This is a genomic window from Noviherbaspirillum sp. (assembly GCF_035254685.1).
Lineage (GTDB): Bacteria > Pseudomonadota > Gammaproteobacteria > Burkholderiales > Burkholderiaceae_D > Noviherbaspirillum.
The window spans coordinates 19134-34819 of sequence record NZ_DATFAI010000034.1 but is presented as its reverse complement, the minus strand read 5'-3'; the positions used below and the strand labels follow the sequence as shown (position 1 = coordinate 34819).

Annotated in this window: 17 protein-coding genes; 13 read left to right on the top strand and 4 right to left on the bottom strand. The window is 58.5% G+C overall.

The genetic code is table 11. The annotated features are described in order from the left end of the window. The 4 genes from VJ698_RS15385 to VJ698_RS15370 form a co-directional block, all read left to right on the top strand. The coding region (locus VJ698_RS15385) for a sodium-translocating pyrophosphatase (protein WP_324103659.1) at window positions 1-1742 on the top strand (1742 nt) is incomplete at its 5' end. Window positions 1743-1896: 154 nt separating this feature from the next. After that, window positions 1897-2655, top strand: a complete 759-nt coding sequence (locus tag VJ698_RS15380) for a 3-hydroxyacyl-CoA dehydrogenase (protein WP_324103658.1) — start codon at window positions 1897-1899, stop codon at window positions 2653-2655. A 130-nt stretch (window positions 2656-2785) separates the two neighbouring features. Further along, window positions 2786-4573: a gamma-glutamyltransferase gene (gene ggt, locus VJ698_RS15375; protein WP_324103657.1), complete on the top strand. Its 1788-nt coding sequence runs from the start codon at window positions 2786-2788 to the stop codon at window positions 4571-4573. A 93-nt stretch (window positions 4574-4666) separates the two neighbouring features. Beyond that, window positions 4667-5881, top strand: coding sequence for a patatin-like phospholipase family protein (locus tag VJ698_RS15370; protein ID WP_324103656.1), 1215 nt, complete (start codon window positions 4667-4669; stop codon window positions 5879-5881). Between the two features lie 86 nt (window positions 5882-5967). Here the strand turns inward: VJ698_RS15370 and VJ698_RS15365 are convergent, their stop codons facing one another. Further along, window positions 5968-6291, bottom strand: a complete 324-nt coding sequence (locus VJ698_RS15365) for a hypothetical protein (protein WP_324103655.1) — start codon at window positions 6289-6291, stop codon at window positions 5968-5970. Between the two features lie 343 nt (window positions 6292-6634). On the opposite strand from VJ698_RS15365, the gene VJ698_RS15360 reads away from it, so the two are divergent. The 7 genes from VJ698_RS15360 to VJ698_RS15330 all read left to right on the top strand — a co-directional run bounded on the left by VJ698_RS15360 (window position 6635) and on the right by VJ698_RS15330 (window position 12655). Next, entirely contained in the window at window positions 6635-7009 is a 375-nt protein-coding gene (locus VJ698_RS15360; RefSeq protein ID WP_414691172.1) for a ribonuclease domain-containing protein, read from the top strand. 64 nt (window positions 7010-7073) lie between these two features. Beyond that, window positions 7074-7472 (top strand): barstar family protein, encoded by a 399-nt coding sequence (locus VJ698_RS15355; RefSeq protein ID WP_414691171.1) that lies wholly within the window; start codon window positions 7074-7076, stop codon window positions 7470-7472. A 79-nt stretch (window positions 7473-7551) separates the two neighbouring features. Continuing rightward, a complete protein-coding gene (gene purN / locus VJ698_RS15350) occupies window positions 7552-8190 on the top strand; it encodes a phosphoribosylglycinamide formyltransferase (protein WP_324103662.1) in 639 nt (212 codons plus the stop codon). A gap of 9 nt (window positions 8191-8199) precedes the next feature. Beyond that, entirely contained in the window at window positions 8200-9456 is a 1257-nt protein-coding gene (locus VJ698_RS15345) for an RsmB/NOP family class I SAM-dependent RNA methyltransferase (RefSeq protein WP_324103653.1), read from the top strand. Continuing rightward, window positions 9453-10013, top strand: a complete 561-nt coding sequence (locus VJ698_RS15340; RefSeq protein WP_414691170.1) for a phospholipase D family protein — start codon at window positions 9453-9455, stop codon at window positions 10011-10013. The genes VJ698_RS15345 and VJ698_RS15340 overlap by 4 nt, the downstream gene beginning before the upstream one ends. Next, on the top strand, window positions 10010-11347 hold the full coding sequence (locus tag VJ698_RS15335) for a mechanosensitive ion channel family protein (protein WP_324103652.1): 1338 nt from the start codon (window positions 10010-10012) through the stop codon (window positions 11345-11347). Before VJ698_RS15340 ends, VJ698_RS15335 begins: the two co-directional genes overlap by 4 nt. Window positions 11348-11461: 114 nt before the next feature. Continuing rightward, window positions 11462-12655 carry a DesA family fatty acid desaturase gene (locus VJ698_RS15330; protein ID WP_414691173.1) on the top strand — a complete coding sequence of 398 codons (1194 nt, stop codon included), beginning with the start codon at window positions 11462-11464 and terminating at the stop codon, window positions 12653-12655. 140 nt (window positions 12656-12795) lie between these two features. On the opposite strand, the gene rpmG is transcribed toward VJ698_RS15330, so the two are convergent. The 3 genes from rpmG to radC form a co-directional block, all read right to left on the bottom strand. Continuing rightward, window positions 12796-12963, bottom strand: coding sequence for a 50S ribosomal protein L33 (gene rpmG / locus VJ698_RS15325; protein WP_324103650.1), 168 nt, complete (start codon window positions 12961-12963; stop codon window positions 12796-12798). A gap of 33 nt (window positions 12964-12996) precedes the next feature. Further along, window positions 12997-13233, bottom strand: a complete 237-nt coding sequence (gene rpmB / locus VJ698_RS15320) for a 50S ribosomal protein L28 (protein ID WP_026075705.1) — start codon at window positions 13231-13233, stop codon at window positions 12997-12999. A gap of 136 nt (window positions 13234-13369) precedes the next feature. Then, entirely contained in the window at window positions 13370-14044 is a 675-nt protein-coding gene (gene radC, locus VJ698_RS15315; RefSeq protein WP_324103649.1) for a RadC family protein, read from the bottom strand. Between the two features lie 204 nt (window positions 14045-14248). Here radC and VJ698_RS15310 point away from each other — a divergent pair, with 204 nt between their 5' ends. Both VJ698_RS15310 and ispH read left to right on the top strand, forming a co-directional pair. Then, complete coding sequence (locus VJ698_RS15310) at window positions 14249-14704, top strand: peptidylprolyl isomerase (protein WP_324103648.1); 456 nt, start codon at window positions 14249-14251, stop codon at window positions 14702-14704. Between the two features lie 33 nt (window positions 14705-14737). Beyond that, window positions 14738-15679 carry a 4-hydroxy-3-methylbut-2-enyl diphosphate reductase gene (gene ispH, locus VJ698_RS15305; protein WP_324103647.1) on the top strand — a complete coding sequence of 314 codons (942 nt, stop codon included), beginning with the start codon at window positions 14738-14740 and terminating at the stop codon, window positions 15677-15679. Window positions 15680-15686: the final 7 nt, after the last annotated feature.

Here is a 15686-nt window from a genome sequence, read left to right as displayed (position 1 = left end):
GGCACACGCTGCCCGGCACGCCTGAAGTGGTCGCGAAAGACGCGTTGCATGCGCTCGTCGGCCTCGCATTCGGCGGCTCGCTCATCTCCATCTTCGCGCGTCTCGGCGGCGGCATCTTCACCAAGGGCGCCGACGTGGGCGCCGACCTGGTGGGCAAGGTCGAGGCGGGCATTCCCGAGGACGATCCGCGCAATCCGGCGGTGATCGCTGACAACGTCGGTGACAACGTCGGTGACTGCGCCGGCATGGCCGCCGACCTGTTCGAAACCTATGCGGTGACCCTGATCGCCACCATGACGCTTGGCGCGCTCATGGTGACCGGCGCGCCGCTGAACGCGGTGATCTACCCGCTGGTACTCGGCGGCGTGTCGATCATTGCTTCGATCATCGGCTGCAGCTTCGTCAAGGCCTCGCCCGGCATGAAGAACGTAATGCCCGCGCTGTACAAGGGGCTGATCGTTGCCGGCGTGATTTCGCTGATCGCCTTCTACTTCGTCACGACCTGGCTGTTCCCGCAAGCCGTTTCCGTTGTCGGCGGCAAGACGGTCAGCGCCATGGCACTGTTCGGCGCCTGCGTCGTCGGCCTTCTGCTCACCGCGCTGATGGTGTGGATCACCGAGTACTACACCGGCACCGATTACAAGCCGGTGCAGCACGTCGCACAGGCATCGACCACCGGCCATGGCACCAACATCATCGCCGGACTTGGCGTGTCGATGAAGTCCACTGCATGGCCGGTGCTCTTCGTCTGTATGGCGATCGGCGTTTCCTATTCGCTGGCCGGCCTGTACGGCATCGCAGTTGCGGCGACTGCCATGCTCAGCATGGCGGGCATCGTGGTCGCGCTGGACGCGTATGGTCCGATCACCGACAACGCCGGCGGCATCGCCGAAATGGCCGAACTGCCGGATTCCGTGCGTGACATCACCGACCCGCTCGACGCCGTGGGCAACACGACCAAGGCCGTCACCAAAGGCTACGCGATCGGTTCTGCCGGCCTCGCTGCACTGGTGCTCTTTGCGGACTACACCCACGCGCTCGAAGGCCGCGGCATGCACCTGTCCTTCGACCTGTCCGACCACATGGTCATCATCGGCCTCTTCATCGGCGGCCTGATTCCCTACCTGTTCGGCGCGATGGCGATGGAAGCAGTCGGCCGCGCAGCAGGTAGCGTGGTTGAGGAAGTGCGTCGCCAGTTCCGCGAGATCAAGGGCATTATGGAAGGCACCGCCAAGCCGGAATACGGCAAGGCAGTCGACATGCTGACCACGGCGGCGATCAAGGAAATGATCATTCCTTCATTGCTGCCGGTCGTTGTGCCGATCCTGGTCGGTCTGCTTCTGGGTCCGGCCGCGCTCGGCGGCTTGCTGATGGGTACCATCGTCACCGGCCTGTTCGTGGCGATCTCGATGTGTACCGGCGGCGGCGCGTGGGATAACGCCAAGAAGTACATCGAAGACGGCCACCACGGCGGCAAGGGTTCCGAAGCGCACAAGGCTGCCGTGACCGGCGATACCGTGGGCGATCCTTACAAGGACACCGCTGGCCCCGCAGTCAACCCGCTGATCAAGATCATCAATATCGTGGCATTGCTGATCGTGCCGCTATTACCGATGGTCGGCGGCTCGGCACCTGTTGCGCATACGACAAACACGCCGGCAGTCACTGCTCCGGCAGCGACCGCACCTGCAGCAGCGCCGGCCGAGGCAGCTCCGGCGACCGCGCCTGCTTCCAAGCCATAAGACAGGGCAGGCCCTCCGAAAAGGCAGCTACGGCTGCCTTTTTCTTTTTCGGTTTCTTTTCAGGCATGAAAAATTGGCTACAATGACGCTTCTTACGTTTACGTAAACGTCACTTTCGCGCAACATTTTCATTCTTCAACAGGAGAGGGGCAGCATGCAGATCCAGAACAATGTATTCATCATCACCGGCGGCGCATCCGGCCTTGGCGCGGCTACCGCGCGCATGATTACCGAGAATGGCGGGAAGGTCGTGCTGGCCGACGTACAGGTCGAGCCAGGCGAGAAGCTGGCCAGCGAATTGAAGGGCAGGTTCGTCAAGTGCGACGTAACATCGGAAGCCGACGGCAAGGCCGTGGTGGAAGCCGCTACTTCGATGGGCACCCTGCGCGGACTAGTGAACTGCGCAGGCGTAGCGCCGGCGGTGAAAACAGTCGGCAAGGAAGGCCCGCATCCGCTGGAGATATTCCAGCGCACCATCAATATCAACCTGGTCGGCACGTTCAACATGGCGCGCTTGGCAGCGGATTCTATGTCGAAGGCCGACGCCACAGCAGACGGCGAGCGCGGCATCATCATCAACACCGCATCGGTCGCCGCGTATGACGGTCAGATCGGCCAAGCCGCGTATGGCGCATCCAAGGCAGGCGTGGTCGGTCTTACATTGCCAATGGCGCGCGACCTGTCGCGCAGCGGCATCCGCGTGATGACGATTGCGCCGGGCATTTTCGAAACACCGATGCTGCTTGGCATGCCAAAGGAAGTGCAGGACGCCCTTGGCCGCATGGTGCCGTTCCCTCCGCGCCTTGGCAAACCGGCCGAATATGCCAACCTCGCAAAAACCATCATCGAAAACATGATGCTCAATGGCGAAACCATCCGTCTCGACGGCGCCATCCGCATGCAGCCGAAGTGATTCGGTTTTGCCGGTCAGTACCGGCATGAAAGGGCAGGCGCGCCGGAGTGAGCACGCTCAAGTGCGCCTGCGGGAATTTCCATAGACTAAGACAAGCAATTCGCTTGTCTTTTTCCTTCTGGAGCCGGCAATGGGCAAAACAAGGCTGTTTTCCGTCGCGTTCGTAGCGCTGCTGCTTGGCGCATGCGCAACATCGCCGTCACAACAGAACCTGCCACTCGGTACGCAGGCGCCGGAACGCGCCACCGGCTACGTTGAAAAGCCCGGATGGATCGCGAAGAAGTACATGGTCGCCGCGGCCAATCCGCTTGCCACCGACGCCGGTTATCAGGTTTTGCGGGCAGGTGGCTCGGCTGTCGATGCCGCCATCGCGGTCCAAATGGTGCTGAACCTGGTTGAGCCGCAATCCTCCGGTATCGGCGGCGGCGCGTTCCTGATGCACTTCGACGGCAAAACCGTCAAGGCGTTCGATGGCCGCGAAACGGCTCCTGCCGCCGCTACGGAAAGGCTTTTCCTGGATGCAGCGGGCAAGGCGCTTCCCTTCTATGAAGGTGTGGTCGGCGGGCGTTCGGTCGGCACGCCCGGCGTGCTGCGCATGCTGGAGCTGGCGCATCGGCAATACGGACGTTTGCCATGGGCATCGCTGTTCGCGCCGGCCATCACGCTGGCGGAAAATGGATTCGCTGTCAGTCCGCGCCTCGCAGCGATGCTGCAGACCGAGCCGCATTTGAAGAAGGAGCCGGTCGCCGCCGCCTATTTCTATGACAAGGACGGCAAGCCATGGCCGGCTGGGCATGTACTGAAGAACCCGGAACTGGCGAAGGTGCTACGTCAAGTAGCACTAGGCGGCGCCGATGCATTCTACAAAGGGCAGGTTGCGCACGATATCGAGGCGAAGGTCAAGAGCCATCCCGTCAATCCCGGCGGCTTGAGCGCCGTCGATCTTGCAGGCTACCAGGCGAAGTTGCGCGAACCGGTATGCACCGACTACAAAGCCTGGACAGTCTGCGGCATGCCGCCGCCATCCTCGGGCGGTATTGCAATTGCGCAGATGCTCGGGATCCTGGAGGTGAAAGACATTCGTCCATATACACCGAAAGAGGGCATTCCGAGCGCCGAGGGCATCCATCTCTTTTCCGAAGCTGGCCGGCTCGCCTATGCCGATCGCGGCCGTTATGTGGCCGACGCGGATTTTGTACCTCTCCCCGGCAACAGCATCAAGCCGCTCCTCGACAAAGAATACCTCGCCCAACGGGCAGCGCTCATCACGGAGAAATCGATGGGGCAGGCCCGTTACGGCACTCCTCCCGCAACGGCGCTGGCTCGCGGACAGGACACTTCTCCCGAACTGCCATCGACCTCGCATATTTCTGTGGTTGATGCCTTTGGCAACGCCATTTCCATGACCACCACTATCGAGGACGCGTTCGGCTCGCGCCAGATGGTGGACGGCTTCCTGCTCAATAACCAGCTGACGGACTTTTCGTTCGACGCAGTGGATGCAAACGGACCTGTCGCCAATCGCGTACAGCCGGGGAAGCGCCCGCGCAGCTCGATGTCGCCGACACTGGTGTTTGACAAGCGAACGAAGAAGCTGGTCATGTCGACCGGATCTCCGGGCGGATCGGCCATCATCAATTACGTCGCCAAGGTCCTGGTCGGCACGATGGACTGGGGCCTGAACGTGCAACAGGCAATCAGCCTTCCCAACTTCGGTAGCCGTAACGGCCCTACTGAACTGGAACAGGGGCGCTTTCCTGACGCGGTGATCGAGCAATTGAAAGCCAAAGGACATAATGTGCGGGTGATGGAGCAAACCTCCGGGCTGCAGGGCATCATGCGAACCAACATTCATGGCGAGGACGTGTGGTTCGGCGGCGCTGATCCACGGCGTGAAGGTGTAGTGATGGGCGACTGAACAGGCGACCCGGGTTCGGGTGACGTTGTTTTTCGTGTGTGGTTGCCGGCGACTTTCCTCCACAATTCGCGTTTGCCCTGCTAATCTCACGAGATGCACGGCAGAAAGAAAACAGGTCTGGTCCTGACAGGAGGAGGCGCACGGGCGGCATACCAGGTAGGTGTGCTGCACGGGGTGTCGGCTATTCTTCGCGAGGCGGGCTGGCAGCATTCGCGCAGCCCCTATGACATCATCTGCGGTACATCCGCGGGTGCGATCAATGCGACCGCCCTAGCGTGCCACGCCGACAACTTCAACGAGGGGCTGGAAAAAGTCTTCCAGGTTTGGGAGCACATCACGGCTGAAGAGGTCTATCGCGCCGACTCGCTCGGTGTGCTGCGGTCCGGCGCACGTTGGCTCTCATTGCTGTCGTTCGGATGGTTGCTGCGCAAGTGGAAAGCCAATCCGCCGAATGCGCTGCTGGACAACACGCCGCTGGTGACCTTGCTCAATCGGATGCTGAATTTCCCGCGACTCGATGCGGCCCTGCTCGAAGGCTCACTGCATGCGCTTGCGGTCACGGCGTCTTCCTACACGCATGGCCGACACATTACATTCTTCCAGACTGAAGCCGCGATTGATCCCTGGGTGCGCTCGCAACGGATCGCGCAGCGCGGGCAGATCGGTGTCGAGCACCTGCTCGCGTCGTCCGCTATTCCGCTCATCTTTCCGGCCACGCCAATCTATTGCGACGGCCGGCGGGAATATTTTGGCGACGGTTCGATGCGGCAGATTGCGCCGATATCGCCAGCAATTCACCTTGGTGCGGACAAGGTACTCGTGATCGGTGCCGGCCGCCTGACAGAAAACTGGCGCGAAACCCCGGAGTTCGCGCCATATCCTTCACTGGCGCAAATCGCCGGCCACGCGTTGTCGAGCATCTTCCTCGACAGTCTTGCCGTCGACATTGAGCGCATGTCCAGAATCAATCTGACGCTGTCATATATGACGGAAGAGCAGAGGGAGAGGACTCCTCTGAGGCCGATTGATCTGCTGATCATTGCTCCGTCGGAACGGCTTGATGAAATGGCAAGCAGGCATGTGCAAAGCCTGCCAGGACCGGTGCGGATGCTCTTGGGCACCATCGGCGCGACAGAAGCACGTGGCGGTGCCCTGGCTTCGTACCTTCTGTTCGAGGCCAGCTATACCTGCGAACTGATCGAACTGGGACAAAAGGATGCATTTGCACGACGGGCTGACATTCTTGCGTTTTTTGGAATGAATGAAGAGGCGGGAATACGCCCGGAGCGAGCCCTCAAGACTGGCTGATTCCGCCGGAAATCATGTACTGCGGGGTGCGACTGGCAGCCGGGCTGAACCCGGCTGCCACATTGCCTGCGATTGACCGTCGTTGCTTAACGCCAGTCGTGATGATGCTTCCAGTGACCGTGCGGTCTACCGTAACCATACGGCGCGACGTAATACGGCTGGCCGTAACGGATTACGGTCGTCGGCTGCACATAAACCGGGGCGGGGCGTACATACACTGGCGCCGGATTCACATAGACCGGCTCGGGTTGTACGTAGACCACGGGCGGCGGCGGAGCGTAAATGCCAGGTGACCCGAGGGTGACGGACCAGTTGACATTTCCGCCATGCGCCATTGCAAGTGGCGCTGCTGCAACCAGCGCGGCGGCAGCTATGAACCGAAGGCTTGGGATAAGAGTGGGGCGAGTCATAACATTCTCCTTGATGTCCTTCGTTACATTAAACGCCAAACCTAGCGGGACCGCCTACCGTCAATTGTTTATTGGCAAGTAAGTATTGCAACAATTTGTAATCGCAGCGGCTGCAAGGCAATTCAACTGCAGAACGCGCGCTCCAGGCTGGAAATTCATGGGCCGGAAGCGGGAAAGGTCATAAGGGGGTAGCCTTGTTGACAACATTTTTCAATCCCGACAGAATGATTGCACGCGATGCATGCAACCGGCGGGGTTGCTTCGTTCATCACAAGCAGTTACCCTAGAGCACTGTGATCATCGTGCTTGTTAATTTTTCAACTAAATCAGCAAGATTTCGACGGTGAATGCCAAGTTTCTGAAAAGTTGGACTTTTTTTCTTGCAGTCTTACTGCTATCGCTGAATGTACTGGCAAAAGGCAAAGACCGAATCGATGTCATTGCCGTTCACGAACTGCCTCGGGAAGCACAGCAGACCCTGACATTGATCAAGAAGGGCGGGCCATTCCCTTATGTCAAGGATGGCGTCGTATTCGGCAACTATGAAGGGGTTTTACCCAGACGCAAGCGAGGGTATTATCACGAGTTTACGGTAAAGACACCCGGCACCCGCAGTCGCGGCGCACGCCGCATCATCGCCGGTGGCGATCCCATGTCCTCCGGTGAATACTATTATACCGATGACCATTATGCGACTTTCAAGCGCATCAAAGAGTAAAGAAATGCGAATCGAGCCACTGCACAGCGAACCCGCAACGCTAATCGCACGAGCGGAGGATAACATGGACCTGTTCAAACACGTGCCGCCTAACTGGGTGCAGTCCATTCGCGCATTCAGGGTGACCGACCTGCAGGAAGAGGCTGCGCGCCTTGGCCAGCATTTTCTCTATGCTTATTGCGCAGAAGCGACAACCAAGCAGCAGGTATTGGCCTGCATCGCCAGCGCCTTTCATTTTCCAAAGCATTTCGGCAAGAATTTCGATGCGCTGAGCGACTGCCTCACTGATTTGCCCTACAAGGCGGGCCCTCAACCCGGTTTCCTGGTTGTCCTCGAACAATTGCCGAACACGCCGAAGTTCGACAAGGAAGCGCGCGAAACGCTGCTCGATGTCTTCCGCGATGCAGCGGACTTCTGGGCTGAAAAGAACGTGGCATTCCGCGTCTTCTATTCTTTCCAGTAATCCCGCTTCGATAGTCTTTCGACATGCCGGCCTGTGGGCCGGCTTTTTATTTCAGCCCCGGAAGGATGCGTGGGGTAAAATGCGCGCCATGAAAAAGATCGTTATTCTGATTTCCGGACGCGGCAGCAACATGCAGGCCATTGTCCGCGCTGCACAAGCAGAAAAATGGCCCTGCCGGATTGCGGCTGTGATCAGCAACCGCGCCGACGCGGAGGGCTTGCGTTTCGCCGCCGAACACGGCATTCCGACCGATGTGGTCGTCAGCAAGGAATTTTCGAACCGCGAAGCCTTCGATACCGCGCTGCGTGGCGCCATCGACCGGTTTTCGCCCGATCTCGTCGTACTTGCCGGATTCATGCGCATCCTGACGCCGCCTTTTGTTGAGCATTATTCAGGCCGCATGCTCAATATCCATCCATCCCTGCTGCCGAGCTTTCCTGGACTGGCCACCCATCGCCAGGCGCTGGATGCCGGCGTGAAGGTACATGGTGCCACCGTGCACTTCGTTACCGCTGACCTCGACCATGGCCCGATCGTCGCCCAGGCGGCGGTACCGCTGTTGCCCGATGACGATGAGCACACGCTGGCCGACCGGGTACTGGCCCAGGAGCACGTCATTTATCCGCGTGCCGTACGTTGGTTCGTCGAAGGCCGCCTGAAGATCGAAAACGGCCTGGTCCGTGTGCTCGAAGAGCGAGCACAGCCTGCGAACACCTGAAAGATTCCCATGAGATTGCATCCCGCGGTCGTCAACCACGCCGAACAAGTATTGCGCGAAGTCTTGCGCTTTACCGGGCCCGCTGACGTCATCCTGTCGCATTATTTCCGCGAACACCCCAAACTCGGCTCGCGCGAACGCAACGCCGTCGCCGAAGGCATTTATGCCGTGCTGCGCAACAAGCTCGCCTATGCCAGTTTCGCTGAATCCGGCTTCGGGCCAGCCATGCGCCGCTTGGTATTGCTCGGACTGGCGGACGCTGTCGGTGCTGACTCGCTGGCCGGCCTGGCGCAGGAAGAAGCTGACTGGCTGCATCGAATTGCTCAGATCGAACGCCATTCCCTGCCGGCGGCGTTGCGCGCCAATTTGCCTGCGTGGCTTTATGACAAACTGGTGGCGCGCGACGGCGAGGCAGCCACTCTGCAACTGGCTGAGGCACTCAACCGTTCTGCGCCGCTGGATCTGCGCGTCAATGCGCTCAAGGCAAAGCGCGAGGATGTGATCGCCGAGCTCTCGACCGCACCGATCGAGTGCGAGCCGACGCCGTATGCACCGCTCGGTATCCGCATCCGGAAAAAACCGGCATTACAGAATCTCCCGCTGTTCAAATCGGGCGCCATCGAAGTGCAGGACGAAGGCAGCCAGCTGCTGGCGCAGATCGTCGGCGCAAAGCGCGGCGAAATGGTAGTTGACTTCTGTGCCGGCGCGGGCGGCAAAACTCTCGCGCTTGGCGCCGCGATGCGCAACACTGGGCGCCTGTATGCATTCGACGTGTCGGACAAGCGCCTGGCCAAGCTCAAACCACGGCTTGCGCGCAGCGGGTTGTCGAATGTTTATCCGGTGGTGATCGCGCATGAGAACGACGCCAAGGTCAAGCGCCTGGTTGCAAAGATCGACCGAGTGCTTGTGGATGCGCCGTGTAGCGGACTGGGTACGTTGCGCCGCAACCCCGACATGAAATGGCGGCAGACTCCCGAATCGGTGCTCGAACTGAATGCAAAGCAGGCGGCCATCCTGTCGAGCGCGGCGCGCCTGTTGAAGCCGGGTGGTCGTCTGGTGTATGCGACATGCAGCCTGCTCGACGAGGAAAACGAAGCCATCGCTGCGCAGTTCCTGGAAGCACATCCGGATTTTTCGCTGGTCCCGATGAAAGATGTGCTGGCAGAGCAGAAAATTCCCCTCGAGATGCAGGATTACCTCAAGCTGATGCCGCATCTTCACCAGACCGATGGATTCTTCGCCGCCGTCTTCGAGCGGAAAAAATGATTCGTCCCGTTCGTGTTGCCGTAGCATGCCTGTTCATGATCGCGGCTGCTGCGGCGTCTTGCCGCGGCGTCTCGCCCGTCATGCAGGCGCAAGGCACGCTCCAGGCTGCCTTTACGCCCGGAGATGACATCGAGGCGCTCGTGGTGGGCACGATTGAAGGCGCACGCCAGCAGGTTCTGGTGCAGGCCTATCTATTGACGAGTAAAAAGATCGCATCTAGCCTTGTCTCAGCGCATCGTCGCGGCATTGACGTGCGCGTCTTGGTCGATGCCGACCAGCTCGAGCGGACAGAATCTTCGGCCGCGCCCACACTGGCTGCCGCAGGAATCCCGGTCTGGCTCGAAACAAAGTACCAGAACGCGCATAACAAGGTGATTGTGATCGACCCCAACGGGCAGGACGCAACGGTCGTCACCGGCAGTTTCAATTTCACGTGGACGGCGCAGCACAGGAATGCGGAAAACGTGCTGATTGCCAGGAAAAACCCCGCGCTGGCAGAACGCTATGCGCAGAACTGGGAGCGGCATAGGCAAGACGCAACGCCGTACAAGCGATGAAAAACGATGCCATTTCCGGCCTGCTGGTTGATTTCTTGAACGATCTTCGTGAGCCGGGCCTGTTGGGCCAGATTGCCACCCTGGTTTTGTGCCTTTCTGTGGGATGGGCGATTGCACGCGTCGTCCGCAATCGCCTGACTGCACACGATATGCAGTTGCGCGTCATGCGACTCGGCATGGAAAGTTTCGCCCGCGTCCTGTCGCCCCTTGTGTCGCTCGCGCTGATTTCCATCGCCAAACCGCTGCTGGGGCAATACCAGCATGTCAACCTGCTCAAGGTGGCGATTCCCCTGGTCGGCTCGTTTGCGCTCATTCGGCTGAGCTTTTACGTGCTGCATCGTATCTTCGTGCGCGGCGGAAAGGCCGGCGCCTTCGTACTGATCTTTGAAAAGGCGTTCGCGACACTGGTCTGGCTGGGCGTCGCGCTCTACATCACTGGATGGTGGCCGGAACTGCTGCAGTACCTGGACGACACTGTGCTTCCGGTTGGCCGCCACAAGGTTTCGCTGCTGACCATGTTGCAGGCCGCTGTATCGGTGCTAGTTACACTGGTGATTGCTCTCTGGGCCGCGGCGACGCTCGAAGAACGGCTGATGCGAATGGAAAGCGTGCATTCATCGCTGCGAGTGGTGATGGCGCGCATGGGTCGCGCCGTATTCATTCTCGTCGCCGTGTTGATCAGCCTCTCGCTGGTCGGCATTGACCTGACCGTGTTGTCGGTATTTGGTGGTGCGCTGGGCGTCGGCCTCGGCCTCGGCCTGCAGAAAATCGTCAGCAGTTATGTGTCCGGGTTCGTGATTCTTCTCGAGCGCAGCCTGGCGATTGGCGACCTGGTGACCATCGACAAGTATTCCGGTCAGGTCACGCAGATCAATACCCGTTACACGGTTGTGCGAGGTCCGGAGGGCGTCGAAACTGTCATTCCCAATGAAATGCTGCTGTCCGGACCAGTGCTGAACTATTCGTTGACGGACAAGATCTTGCGGCTTTTCACGCGAGTGACGGTGGGTTACGAGACCGATATTGACCTGGTGCTGCGCCTGATGGAGGAGGTCGCCGCAGGCATTCCCCGCGTATCATCCAGCCCGGCGCCGCAGGCCTACCTGATCAAGTTCGAAGCTGACGGACTTGAACTGGAACTCGGTTTTTGGATCTCGGATCCGGAGAACGGCCGTACCAATGTCCTGTCTGACGTGAACAGGGCAATCTGGAAGATGTTGCAGGAAAACCAAATACAGGTGCCATACCCGCAGCGTGAAGTCAGGCTCATTGATCTCCCCGCCGAAAGCGAGCACCGGATATCGAAGGTCGTGCGCGCAACCGAGACTTCGTAAACAGCGTACAATCGGGGCCAAAATGCATTCCGGAAGTCCGATTCTGGCTGACAGCATGACTCTTATGCTTTCCTGGAGTGCACACTGTCCGGAGTTTGAATGATTGAGAATACCATGTTCGATGCAGTACTGAGTTTCCTTTCCAACGGCATGACGGGAGCAAGCGGCTGGGAAGTTCTTGCCTATACGCTCATCGTCACGCATATCACCATTGCCAGCGTCACGATCTTCCTGCATCGCTGCCAGGCGCATCGCGCGCTTGACCTGCACGCCATACCCAGCCATTTCTTTCGTTTCTGGCTGTGGATGACCACCGGCATGGTGACCAAGGAATGGGCGGCAATTCACCGCAAGCACCACGCCAAGTGCGAGACCGAGGAAGACCCGCACAGCCCGGTGACGCGCGGCATCACGAAGGTGCTGCTCGAAGGTGCCGAACTCTATCGCGCCGAATCGAAGAATCGCGAAACCATGGAGAAGTACGGTCACGGCACGCCGGATGACTGGATCGAGCGCAACATCTACAGCAAGTACAGCTGGCAGGGTGTCGGTCTGATGCTCATCATTGATGTGCTGCTGTTCGGCGTTGTCGGCGTCACTGTATGGGCAGTACAGATGCTCTGGATTCCGATCAGTGCGGCCGGCATCATCAATGGCATTGGCCATTACTGGGGTTATCGCAACTACGATTGCACTGACGCATCGACCAACATTTTTCCGATCGGCATCATTATCGGTGGTGAGGAATTGCACAACAATCATCACACCTTTGGCACCTCCGCCAAGCTCTCGTCGAAATGGTATGAATTCGATATCGGCTGGCTATATATTCGCATTCTCGCCACCCTCGGGCTGGCGAAGGTGAAGAAAGTGGCGCCGGCGCCGAAATTCAACCGTGCGAAAATGGTTGCGGATTTTGACACCTTGCAATCGGTGATTGCCAACCGTTACGATGTGATGGCGAAATACGCGAAGTCGATCAAGCGCGCCTGGCGGGAGGAGGTAGAGCACCTCGCGGAAAAGGCCAAGTTTGAAGCGAAGTTTCTCAAGTCGTCGAAGAAGTTGCTTCAGCGGGAGCCGGCAAAGCTGGAAGCGCCGCAAAAGCAGCAGTTGACGGAGTTGTTTGCTCACAGCAACGTGCTGCAGACCATGCATGAGATGCGTGTCGAACTTGGCGCAATCTGGGAGCGTTCAAATTCGAGCAGGGAACAACTGCTGCAGCAATTGCAGGATTGGTGTGCACGGGCGGAAGCTTCCGGCATCAAGGCATTGCAGGAGTTTGCGCTGCGCTTGCGCAGCTACGCATGACAGAATACTGCCCTGCGGCAGCATGATCATGAAACGCGGCCGTGGATTTCCTGGCGGCGTTTTTGTTTCACCTGATGGTACATGTCAATAAAAAGCCCCGCAGTTGCGGGGCTTTTTGTCTTTGTACTGAAGCCGATCAATTACTTGATCTTGGTTTCCTTGTATTCCACGTGCTTGCGTGCCTTCGGATCAAACTTCATGATCGTCAATTTTTCCGGCGTGGTGCGCTTGTTCTTCGTGGTGGTGTAGAAGTGACCAGTACCAGCGGTCGATTCCAGCTTGATTTTGTCGCGGTTAGATTTTGCCATGATATTTTCCTAATAAATGCCGCTCGGGGGCGCTTAGATTTTTTCGCCGCGAGCACGCATGTCAGCGAGCACTGCGTCGATGCCAATCTTGTCGATCACGCGCAGACCGGCGTTGGACACACGCAGAGACACCCAGCGGTTTTCGGATTCAACGAAGATGCGACGGTTTTGCAGGTTCGGCAAAAAACGACGCTTGGTCTTGTTGTTGGCATGGGAAACGTTGTTGCCGACCATCGGCCCCTTCCCGGTGACTTGGCAAACACGTGCCATGGCTAACTCCTTTAAAAGATTCCAGATTTGGAAAAAACGAAAGTATAGCGAAAAAAATGTGTTTTTTCAATGACTTGCGAAAAATAATTGTGTCTTCTAATCTTCGCTTGATTTAACAATTCTGCCGGCTTGGTTTTCACATTTCACCGTGTTCGGCAAAGGAATAAACATCGCTGCCGGCGACGATGAAATGATCGAGTATCCGAATATCTACCAGCGCCAATGCCTGCTTGAGCGCGCCCGTCAGCGTCCTGTCCGCCTCGCTCGGCTCCGGCGTGCCGGACGGGTGGTTGTGCGCGAGGATGATGCTCGCGGCATTCTGTGCCAGCGCAGCTTTGACAACCTCGCGCGGATAAACGCTTGTTTGTGTCAATGTGCCGCGGAAAAGCTCCTCGGAGGCAAGCAGGCGATTTTTCACGTCAAGAAACAGAACCGCGAATGATTCATAAGGACGCTTTGCCAGCATCAGTTGCAGATATTGCCTGACGGATTTCGGCGAGCCAAGTACTTCGCCGAGGCGCAGTTCTTCCATCAGGGAGCGCCGCGCCAGTTCCATGACTGCCTGAAGCTGCGCATATTTGGCCGGTCCGAGCCCGTGCATCCTCGCAAAATCATCCAGCGACGCAGTGAACAGTCCGTTCAACGAACCAAAGTGCCCGATCATGTCGCGTCCCAGGTCGACTGCGCTTTTGCCGGCGACACCAACGCGGAGAAATACTGCGAGCAGTTCTGCGTCGGAAAGCATCTGCGCTCCGTGCCTGATCAGGCGTTCACGGGGACGTTGTTCTTCCGGCCAGTGATTGATAGCCATGGGTTGATGAATGCCTTAAAGGCAATAGTGACAAAATTGCAATTATAGATATAAAAACTGCAATGTTGTCAGCGCCACCACCGTGGATTCTCCCGTGAACACTTTGGCGTCATCCCCAAAGCCCCTTGCTGAGGCGGGTGAAAAGCGCGTGTCAGGAGACAAGCTCGCTTACAATAACGGGTTACCACCTCATTCGAAGATGTCATGTCGATTCCAACCACTCCTGTAGTAACCCCCACTGCCTACCTGACCCTGCACTACCGCCTCGCTGCATCAGAAGGAGGTGACCTCGTCAGCACATTCAATGAAAAGCCCGCCACGCTCCAGCTCGGCACCGGACAGCTGGCCCCGTTTCTCGAAGATTGCCTGATGGGCCTGGAGGAAGGGGCGCACCGGACCTTCGACCTCCAGCCGGAGCAGGGCTTCGGCCCGCGCAATCCGGATCTGCTCCAGCGCATCGCACGCAGCGCACTTGGCGATCAGTCGGCGGAAGGGGAGGATTATGAAGTCGGCGACATGGTTGAATTTTCTGCGCCGAGCGGTGGACGCTTCACGGGCGTGGTGCGCGATGTCGATGCGACCAGCGTGCTGTTCGACTTCAATCATCCGCTCGCTGGCAAGGCGTTGACGTTCGAAGTGAAGATCATCGGGATACTGTAAGGCATAAGTGCAGGTCCGCATCAAGGAATGAACATGGAAAAGGAAGTTCTGCTTGCACAGCCGCGCGGCTTCTGCGCGGGAGTCGACCGTGCGATCGAGATCGTTGAACGTGCGCTGCAGGAATTCGGTGCGCCGATCTACGTCCGCCATGAGATCGTGCACAACGCCTATGTGGTGAACGACTTGCGCCGCAAGGGCGCGGTATTCATTGAAGAACTTGCCGACGTCCCTCCCGGCAATACGGTCATTTTCTCTGCGCATGGCGTGTCCAAGGCGGTGCAGGAGGAAGCGCTGCAGCGCGGCCTGCGCGTGTTCGATGCAACCTGTCCGCTGGTCACAAAGGTGCATGTCGAGGTGGCGAAGATGCGCCGCGAGGGCCGTGAGATCATCATGATCGGGCACCATGGACACCCTGAAGTGGAAGGCACGATGGGGCAGGCGGATAAAGGCATGTATCTGGTCGAAACGGTTGCCGATGTCGATGTGCTGCAGGTTTCCAATCCCGACATGCTCGCCTATGTGTCGCAGACCACATTGTCCGTCGATGATACCGCCGATGTCATTGCCGCGCTCAAGTGCAGGTTTCCAAAAATTGCGGAGCCGAAGAAGGGCGATATCTGCTACGCAACGACCAACCGCCAGGAGGCCGTCAAGGTCATGGCGCCGCAAGTCGACTTGGTAATCGTCGTCGGTAGCCCCAACAGTTCCAATTCCAATCGTCTGCGCGAAGTCGCCGAGAAGAGGGGGGCAGCCGCATATATGGTCGACATGGCGTCGCAAATCGATCCGGCCTGGCTTGAAGGGAAGAGCCGCATCGGGGTCACGGCTGGGGCATCCGCTCCCGAAGTCCTGGTGCAAGCAGTCATCGATCGATTGAAGGAACTCGGCGCAAAGAGCGTGCGTCCGCTTCCGGGCGCCGAAGAGCATGTCATCTTCCCGATGCCGAAAGGATTGTCGGCATCACGTGCCCTTTAATGGTGCA